Consider the following 8,790-nt stretch of genomic DNA (forward strand, 5'->3'; position numbering starts at 1 on the left):
GTTATATAAACGTTGCATAGAATCGTAGGGGACGGTTCCTCAGCCGGAGACGGCACCCCTCTGTCGCTTCGCGCCACCTCCCCAGCGGGGAGACCCCCCGACGACCCGCAAACATCGACGTGTGATCGTGCCGTAGGGGCGACCATTGGTCGCCCGCGAATGACGGGCGTGTGGTTATATCGTAGGGCGGACATTCCCCCAACGGGGGCACCCCCGCCCTACAGCACGATCAAACGCCCGATATACAATTCCAAAAGCCGTCAGGCTTTCCTACCACCATTCACCATTCACTATTCACTATTCTCCGTTCTCCGTTCTCCGTACATATAACAAAACCCCCGAGATTGCTCCCGGGGGTGATGTGGTTATTGAGCTATAAGACTCGAGCTTTGAACGATAGCTTTCAGGAAAGCGAGCTTAATTAGGTTGAGATTGCCGCATCGGGACGATGTCCCTTCTCGCAATGACAATCCCGGATCACTCGCCCTTAGCGCGCTCGGTGAGGGTCTCGAAGCGAGCTGCCGCGGTGTCCTCAGCCTTCTGGAAGAGCTCCTCGGCTCTCTGCGGGAAGGAACGGGTCAGAGCGGAGTAACGAGCCTCGTTCATGATGAAGTCACGATAGGACTCGGTCGGCGCCTTGGAATCGAGGATGAAGGGATTCTTGCCCTCAGCCTTGAGTCTGGGATCATAGCGGAAGTTGTTCCAGTAGCCGCAGGCAACCGCGCGCTGCATCTCCTTCTGGCAGTTCTGCATGCCGCCCTTGATGGAGTGCATCTCGCAGGGAGCGTAGCCGATGATCAGCGACGGACCCGGATAAGCCTCAGCCTCCTGGATCGCCTTGAGGGTCTGGTTCATGTCAGCGCCCATAGCGATCTGAGCGACGTAGATGTAGCCGTAGGAGATCGCGATGTCAGCGAGGGACTTCTTCTGGATCGCCTTACCGGCAGCCGCGAACTGAGCGACCTGACCGATGTTCGAAGCCTTGGAAGCCTGACCGCCGGTGTTGGAGTAAACCTCGGTATCGAATACCATGATGTTGACGTCCTCGCCGGTCGCCAGAACATGGTCGACGCCGCCGAAGCCGATATCATAAGCCCAGCCGTCGCCGCCGAAGATCCAGATGGACTTCTTGCTGAGATATTCCTTGTTGTCGAGGATGTCCTTTCTGTACGGGCAAGCCTCGTCGACCTTCTCGACCTCGGCGATCAGCGCCTTGGTAGCGGCGGTGTTCTTCTCACCGTCGTTGAGGGTAGCGAGGTACTCGTCGGCAGCAGCCTTGAGCGCGTCGGAGGCTCTCTCGTCAGCGATCATTTCCTTGACGTCAGCGATCAGGCGATCACGGATAGCTCTCTGGCCGAGGAACATACCGAGACCGTGCTCAGCGTTATCCTCGAAGAGGGAGTTTGCCCATGCGGGACCGTGGCCGTCCTTGTTGACGGTATAGGGAGAGGTAGCAGCGGGACCGCCCCAGATGGAGGAGCAGCCGGTAGCGTTACTGATGTACATTCTGTCGCCGAAGAGCTGGGTCACAAGACGCGCGTAAGAGGTCTCGGCACAGCCTGCACAGGAGCCGGAGAACTCAAGCAGCGGCTGCTTGTACTGCGAGGAGATGACGTTGATCTTTGCGGTGGTCTCGGGCTTCTCGGTGACCTTGGCGACGCAGTAATCGAATACTGCCTGCTGATCGTCCTGAGACTCACGGGCGACCATCTTCAGGGAGTTGGTCGGGCAGACGCCTACGCAGACGCCGCAGCCCATGCAGTCGAAGGGAGATACCGCGAGGGTGTACTTATAAACCTTGTTAACGGCTCTCGGACCGTACTTGATGTTTTCGGGAGCGTCGGCGACCTCAGCCTCGTCCATCGCATAGGGACGGATGGTAGCATGGGGGCAGACGAACGCGCAGCGGTTACACTGAGCGCAGGTCTCGTTGTTCCATTCGGGAACCATAACGGCTACGCCGCGCTTCTCGAACGCGGAAGCGCCCTGCTCGAAGGTACCGTCGGCATGATCCACAAAGGCGGATACGGGCAGGCTGTCGCCGTCCATCTTGCCTACGGGCTCCATGATGTTCTCGACCTGCTTCTCGAGCTTGGTCATCTCTACGTCGGCAGCCTTCTTCTCAGCGTCTACAGCGTCAGCCCAATCAGCGGGTACGTCGATCTTGACGTAAGCGGTAGCGCCTGCGTCGATCGCCTTCTCGTTCATCTCGACGATCTCTTTACCCTTCTTCATGAACTTCTGAGCCTTCTCCTTCATGTAGCCGATGGCTTCCTCAGCGGGCAGAACCTTCGCGAGGGAGAAGAAAGCACTCTGCAGAACGGTGTTGGTACGCTTGCCCAGACCGATCTCAGCCGCGATGTCGATCGCGTTGACGGTGTAGAGCTGGATGTTGTTCTTCGCGATATAACGCTTGGTCTCCGCGTTGAGGTGAGAGTTCAGCTCCTCGGGAGTCCACTGGCAGTTGATCAGGAATACGCCGCCGGGCTTGACATCCTGAACCATCTTGTAGCCCTTGAGGATGTAGGAGGGGTTGTGGCAGGCTACGAAGTCAGCCTTGTTGATGTAGTAGGGGGACTTGATGGGCTTATCACCGAAGCGCAGATGGCTGATGGTGATACCGCCGGTCTTCTTGGAGTCATACTGGAAGTATGCCTGTACATATTTATCGGTGTGGTCGCCGATGATCTTGATGGAATCCTTGTTCGCGCCTACGGTGCCGTCGCCGCCTAAGCCCCAGAACTTGCACTCGATGGTGCCTTCTGCGGCGGTGTTGGGAGCGGGCTTCTCCTCGAGGGAGAGATCGGTGACGTCATCGACGATACCGATGGTGAAGTTGTGGCGCGGATTCTCCTTGCTGAGCTCCTCATAGACAGCGAATACGCTGGAGGGGGGAGTATCCTTGGAGCCGAGGCCGTATCTGCCGCCGACTACCTTAGCGGTGCGACCCTGAGTCGCGAGAGCGGCGACGACGTCGAGGTACAGAGGCTCGCCCAGAGCGCCGGGCTCCTTGGTACGGTCGAGGACTGCGATCTTCTTCGCGGTCTCGGGGATGGCTTCTACGAGCTTGTCGGCACGGAAGGGACGATACAGACGAACCTTGACCAGACCGACCTTCTCGCCGTTGGCGTTCATGTAGTCGATGACCTCTTCCGCAACGTCGCAGATAGAGCCCATCGCGATGATGACGCGGTCAGCGTCGGGAGCGCCGTAGTAGTTGAACAGCTTGTAGTCGGTGCCGAGCTTCGCGTTGACCTTGCCCATGTACTCCTCAACGATCTCAGGCAGAGCGTCATAGTACTTGTTGCAGGCTTCTCTGTGCTGGAAGAAGATATCGCCGTTCTCGTGAGAACCGCGCATGGTGGGATGCTCGGGGTTCAGAGCGCGCTTACGGAACGCCTGTACAGCGTCCATATCGGTCATTTCCTTGAGGTCGTCGAAGTCCCAGATCTCGATCTTCTGGATCTCGTGAGAGGTTCTGAAACCGTCGAAGAAGTTGATGAACGGAACTCTGCCCTTGATGGTGGAGAGGTGAGCGACAGCGCCCAGATCCATGACCTCCTGCGGGTTGGTCTCAGCCAGCATCGCGAAACCGGTCTGACGGCAAGCATAGACGTCAGAATGGTCGCCGAAGATGTTCAGCGCGTGGCTCGCTACGCAGCGGGCGGAAACGTGGAATACGGACGGGAGTAATTCGCCCGCGATCTTGTACATATTCGGGATCATGAGCAGCAGACCCTGAGAAGCGGTGTAGGTGGTGGTCAGCGCACCCGCGTTCAGCGAGCCGTGTACGGTACCTGCCGCACCTGCTTCACTCTGCATCTCTTCTACCTTTACGGTAGTGCCGAAGATGTTCTTCATGCCCTGAGCGGACCACTGATCAACGTAGTCAGCCATCGGGCTGGACGGTGTGATGGGGTAGATGCCGGCTACCTCGGTGAACGCATAGGACACCCAAGCCGCGGCGTTGTTGCCGTCCATGGATTTCATTTGTCTTGCCATGTGTTTTCCTCCTGTTTTACATTGCTGTAAGATGAGCTCCTTCTTACACCAACGCATGAATTAGATCCATGAGAGATCCCTGCCCGAGAGCATACCGACCCCTCATTTTTCATCCTCTATCTTATCACTTTTTGTCGATATTGTAAAGGGGAAAATGTTGTGAGATACAGCCATTTATGCAGTTTTGACGGTTAGCAAGGGCTAATTGTTATAAGCTCATCCGACACAGGTTGGTTTGGCGCGCGTTATTTTGACCGTAAAATCGTTCCGACCCTAATTTGCACAAAATTTTTTGTCATTTTTTCTGTGCTTTATTCTAATTATGTATGGAATTTTCAGCGGTTTATTGCTACAATAAATAGTACTGTTATGTGTAAATAAGGATGAGATTGCCGAGGCACATCAATGTGCCCCGCAATGACTTATTATATGTAGGTGAAGTATGTACAAGAACATCATCTTTGATCTATACGGTACACTGATCGATATCCGTACCGACGAATTTTCGCTGGATTTCTGGCGCAAGGCGGTGCAGGTGTTCGCAACGAAAGGCGCTTCGTTCAGCCCGAACGAGCTGCGTACCTCCTATACGAAGTATGTCAAGCGCGCTTTACGCCATGAGCGTCTTCGTCACCCGATCTTCAAGCATGTGGATATCGACCTGCTGCAGGTGTTCCGCAGGCTCTATCAGGATAAGGGGATCAACGCGGATATGACCCTTCTGCGCGATACCGCTTACCGCTTCCGTAAGGACAGCACGCTGATGATCCGTCTGTATGACGGCGTGATCGAGCTCTTAGAGGGGCTCAAAGCCGCGGGCAGGGGTGTTTACCTGCTCTCGAACGCACAGGAGAGCTTCACTATCCCCGAGATGGACGAGCTCGGGATCCTTAAATACTTCGACGGCATCATGATCAGCTCCGAGGAGAAGGTCTGCAAGCCGCAGAAGCAGTTCTTCACGAAGCTGCTTGAGAGATACCGCCTCGACCCGAAGGAATGTCTGATGGTCGGCAACGATAAGAACGCTGATATGCTGGGCGCTAAGAGCGTCGGTATCGACGGGCTCTACATCCACCAGGAGATCAGCCCCGAGGTGAAGGATGAGAGCGAGGTCACCGCGCTGCGCAAGATCATGGACGGTGATGTGCGCAAGCTCCTCGGAACGATTATGGAGTTGGATCATGAAGAATAATTTGATAATCAAGATCGCGTTCGGTGTTTCGATCGTTGCGCTGGTGTTTTCGGTGATTACGCTGATTCGCGCTATCGTGTTGGGTGCGCGTGTGGTGTTCCCGGTGATACAGGTGATCGGTACGCTGGCTATTGCGGCGATCTGTGCCGTGATGCTCTTCACCTTGAACAGACAGGAATCGGAGGAAAGCAATGAGGATGGAGAGGAACCGCCCTCAAAGACTGCCGAAGAAGCGCCGAACGAGTCCGCCGAGCTCACGGAGGATGATCCCGATACGGATTTGGAAGCGAAATACAACTGGAGCAATTTTCAATAAACTTTTTGAATAAATAAGTGGGGATGAGAACCGCTTTCTATGCGGAAGCTCACGAATCACGGGGCTGTTGCAGCGAAAACGCAACAGCCCTTTTATAATACTTCTGTTTTGACACGTCAATCTAATACTCCGCGGCGACTCCGGCTCCGGAGAAATCCATTTCCCTACGGGAATGTAACAGAACAAAACAAAAGGTGCTGTCGCGTGGCAGCACCTTTTTACATTATACGGATTCCGGAACAGCCGCAGTACGGCAGCGAACGACGGATAGATGAAACTGCGCTTGGGTAAGGATGAAACGCACGGTTTTGCAGTACCTTTCCTGTAGTTATTCGGATGCGAAGCGGTAGTCGCCGACGTTTGCGGCGTTCATCCCCGCCGCGTAACGACGGACCGCGAGTGCATCTTTGAGGTTGATATCACCGTCGCCGTTTGTATCGGCGTTCGGTTTACTATAGCTCAACCGTCTGCCCGCCGTGATCCACTGGATCAGAGTCGCGTCGATAAGGCTGATCCCGCCGTCATTGTTCGCGTCGCCGATGTACGCACAGGGCAGCTCGACCGAACCGACGGTATAGGGGAGCTTGTCGTACCGATCGCTTGCCTTGCCGTTTTGGAAGAGCTTATAGAAGGTATTCTTGTTGTCGCGTGCAGTCAGGGTCTGCATCAAGTGGTTTAGCTCGGTCGTACCGCCCGCGAGTACCTTGAACCTCAGCCTGAGGTACGGTTCGTCGGTACTGCCGTAGCCCTCGATGCCCGTGACCTGACTGAAATTATAATAAACGTTGCCTGGGACATCGGTGATATTGACGACGGCGGAGGCGTCCGCCAGTCTGCCTTCAAAGCTGTAACCCTCGGGGGTCGGATCGCCGTAAGCGAGCGGCTGCAGAAGACTCTTGTCATAGCGGATCTCGCCCTCTCCGTTAATAAGAGTGTGCTGACCCGTGAACAGACCCACGCGGTAGAGAAAAACGCTCCCGACCTTGACCTCGGCGAGCACCTTACCTGAGTCGGTGATGGTCAGCGTGTCGCTGTCGGCTGCTGCTGCAGGGACAAAAACGGCGATACAGAGCAGTATGAATATGAAAAGGCACAGAAATCGTCTCATGCTTTCCTCCTTTTATCTATGATACAGATACTGTGAATATTGTAAAAGATATCGCCGATAATTGCAAGGAGTGTTACAAATCTGTAGAAAACGCCGGTTTTCTGTAAACCGGTCAAAATTGAACGGTGATCGTATAATGACAAAAAATGTATGTTGATTTTAGTGAAATTGCCGTTTTTTCGGATCGATGTAATTTCTTCGAACAAATATTTGCTTTTTATCGTGACTTGTGTTATAATAAACACGATAGTAAAATAAACAGCCGCCGAGGAGGCGAATTATCCGGTGCATCCTACGGTCGGCTCAACCGATAAGTTCAGGTGATTGTATGAAGCCTTTGACCAAAAGCCAGCAGAAAGTATATGATTATATTCTCGAGTGTTCCGAGAACAACCGGATTCCTTCCGTCAGAGAGCTGTGTGACGCGACGGGCTTCAAGTCCACGTCTACCGTCGCCTATCATCTAAAGGCGCTGGAGGAGAAGGGACTGATCGAGCGTGAGGAAGGACTCAACCGCTGTATCCGCCTCAAGAACGAACAGCCTACCGCCAAGGTGCCGCTGCTCGGCCGCGTTACCGCGGGTCAACCGATCCTCGCCGTGCAGGATATCGAGACCTACATCCCCGTCCCCAAGGACATCGGCAAGGGCAGGGAGCTCTTTGCGCTGCGCGTTGTGGGCGACAGTATGATTAACGCGGGTATCTTTGACGGAGATATTATCGTCGTGAACCGTACTCCTGTTGCGAACAACGGCGATATCGTCGTCGCGATGGTGGAGGATGAGCTCAGCGGCGAGGCGAGCGCGACTGTCAAGCGCTTTTATAAGGAGAAGAGGCATATTCGTCTCCAGCCCGAGAACGACGCCTACGAGCCGATCATCGTCGATAAGGCGGTGCTGCTGGGTAAGGTTGTTACCCTGATCCGCAATTATGAATGAACCGCCGGTCACAATTCTTAATTTGTTTAATGCGCGTTAATACTCCGTTAACAAATCACGGGAAGTTTTGACTATAATAAAATCATGCAAGAGAGATACCGCAACTCCTTGTATATGTTCTACCCTCCTCAATACGGTTATCCGTATTTGAACCCCTCATTTTATTTGGATTTATCCCCGGAAGAAGCGTACGCCCGCAGCGTGCGCTTTCTTCTTTTGTACGGAGATTTGATACTTAGTATGAGATAATCGGGTACAAAAAAGCTGCCGATCTTCGGCAGCTTCACTGTCCATATCATTCGACGTCGCGGAAGTCGTCATCATCGAGGTTGTAGACGCGGTTGTCGCGCTTAGGCGGTTGGTAGTCGCGGTAGCGGTCATCCCTGTCGCGCTCGTGCAGTTCACGGCGGCGCTTTTTGTTTGCCTGACGTCTGCCGTCCGAGGCAGTATATGCGGCGGTGGAGAATACCACGCCCATGAATACCGCGACCACGATAAAGAATGCGATAATACATAGAATCCACCACGCGATGTTAACCAGCATCAGCATAATGCATGCAAACACGACCGTGCCTACGCACAGCGCGCCGGCTACCAGCAGCGAGTTGATCAGGTCGGTGATCCTATCGAAGAACCCGAGCCACGGGCTGAGCGCCGCGAGCAGTACCGCGACGATGGAGACGAGGAAGCCGACGACGATCGCGAGGTCGTGGTAGATAGCCATGTCCAGCAGCATTGGTATGCATAGGATGACCGCCGGAACGATTGCGTGCTCGCGGTCATTTTTGCGCCAGAACAGGATCAGGAACGCCGACGCCACGCATCCGAACAGCGCCGTTCCGACGAAGCCGTGCATCAGCGGAGCGAAGAATAGAATGATGAAGTCGAGGATCGCGGCGATCGCGAGCCGGGAGCCGATTTTGGTGCGCAGAAACGGTCGAATATCCCTGCACTTTTCCTTATAGGTTTCCCATAGATGGTTGAAATTCATATTAAGCCTCCTTGATTGGAAGTCATATATATATTTCACTATACCATACTTCGACAAATAATGCAAACTATTTATCAGAGAACGGAGAACAGAGAACGGAGAACGGTGATTGATATAAACGTTGTATAGAGTTGTAGGGGTCGGTTCCTCAGCCGGAGACGGCACCCCTCTGTCGCTTTGCGCCACCTCCCCGGCGGGGAGACCCCCAAGACGACCCGCGTCCCGCAAGGGACATTCGCACAGC

General features: G+C 54.3%; 6 protein-coding genes. 3 read left to right on the forward strand and 3 right to left on the reverse strand.

The annotated features are described in order from the left end of the window. Positions 1-477: 477 nt before the first annotated feature. Entirely contained in the window at positions 478-4,002 is a 3,525-nt protein-coding gene (gene nifJ, locus R2I50_RS09455) for a pyruvate:ferredoxin (flavodoxin) oxidoreductase (protein ID WP_316608900.1), read from the reverse strand. A 442-nt stretch (positions 4,003-4,444) separates the two neighbouring features. Here nifJ and R2I50_RS09460 point away from each other — a divergent pair, with 442 nt between their 5' ends. Next, positions 4,445-5,194: an HAD family hydrolase gene (locus R2I50_RS09460; protein WP_316608901.1), complete on the forward strand. Its 750-nt coding sequence runs from the start codon at positions 4,445-4,447 to the stop codon at positions 5,192-5,194. Continuing rightward, the gene (locus R2I50_RS09465; RefSeq protein WP_201428069.1) at positions 5,184-5,510 is read left to right on the forward strand and encodes a hypothetical protein; all 327 of its coding nucleotides are present in this window, start codon (positions 5,184-5,186) and stop codon (positions 5,508-5,510) included. Before R2I50_RS09460 ends, R2I50_RS09465 begins: the two co-directional genes overlap by 11 nt. A gap of 328 nt (positions 5,511-5,838) precedes the next feature. On the opposite strand, the gene R2I50_RS09470 is transcribed toward R2I50_RS09465, so the two are convergent. Next, positions 5,839-6,618 (reverse strand): dockerin type I domain-containing protein, encoded by a 780-nt coding sequence (locus R2I50_RS09470; protein ID WP_316608902.1) that lies wholly within the window; start codon positions 6,616-6,618, stop codon positions 5,839-5,841. A gap of 328 nt (positions 6,619-6,946) precedes the next feature. On the opposite strand from R2I50_RS09470, the gene lexA reads away from it, so the two are divergent. Beyond that, on the forward strand, positions 6,947-7,555 hold the full coding sequence (gene lexA, locus R2I50_RS09475; protein ID WP_316608903.1) for a transcriptional repressor LexA: 609 nt from the start codon (positions 6,947-6,949) through the stop codon (positions 7,553-7,555). 295 nt (positions 7,556-7,850) lie between these two features. Here lexA and R2I50_RS09480 read toward each other — a convergent pair whose 3' ends face one another. Further along, positions 7,851-8,546, reverse strand: a complete 696-nt coding sequence (locus R2I50_RS09480; RefSeq protein WP_316608904.1) for a hypothetical protein — start codon at positions 8,544-8,546, stop codon at positions 7,851-7,853. Between the last annotated feature and the right edge of the window lie 244 nt (positions 8,547-8,790).

Source organism: uncultured Ruminococcus sp., from assembly GCA_902785355.1.
In the GTDB taxonomy this organism is placed as follows: domain Bacteria; phylum Bacillota; class Clostridia; order Oscillospirales; family Acutalibacteraceae; genus Ruminococcoides.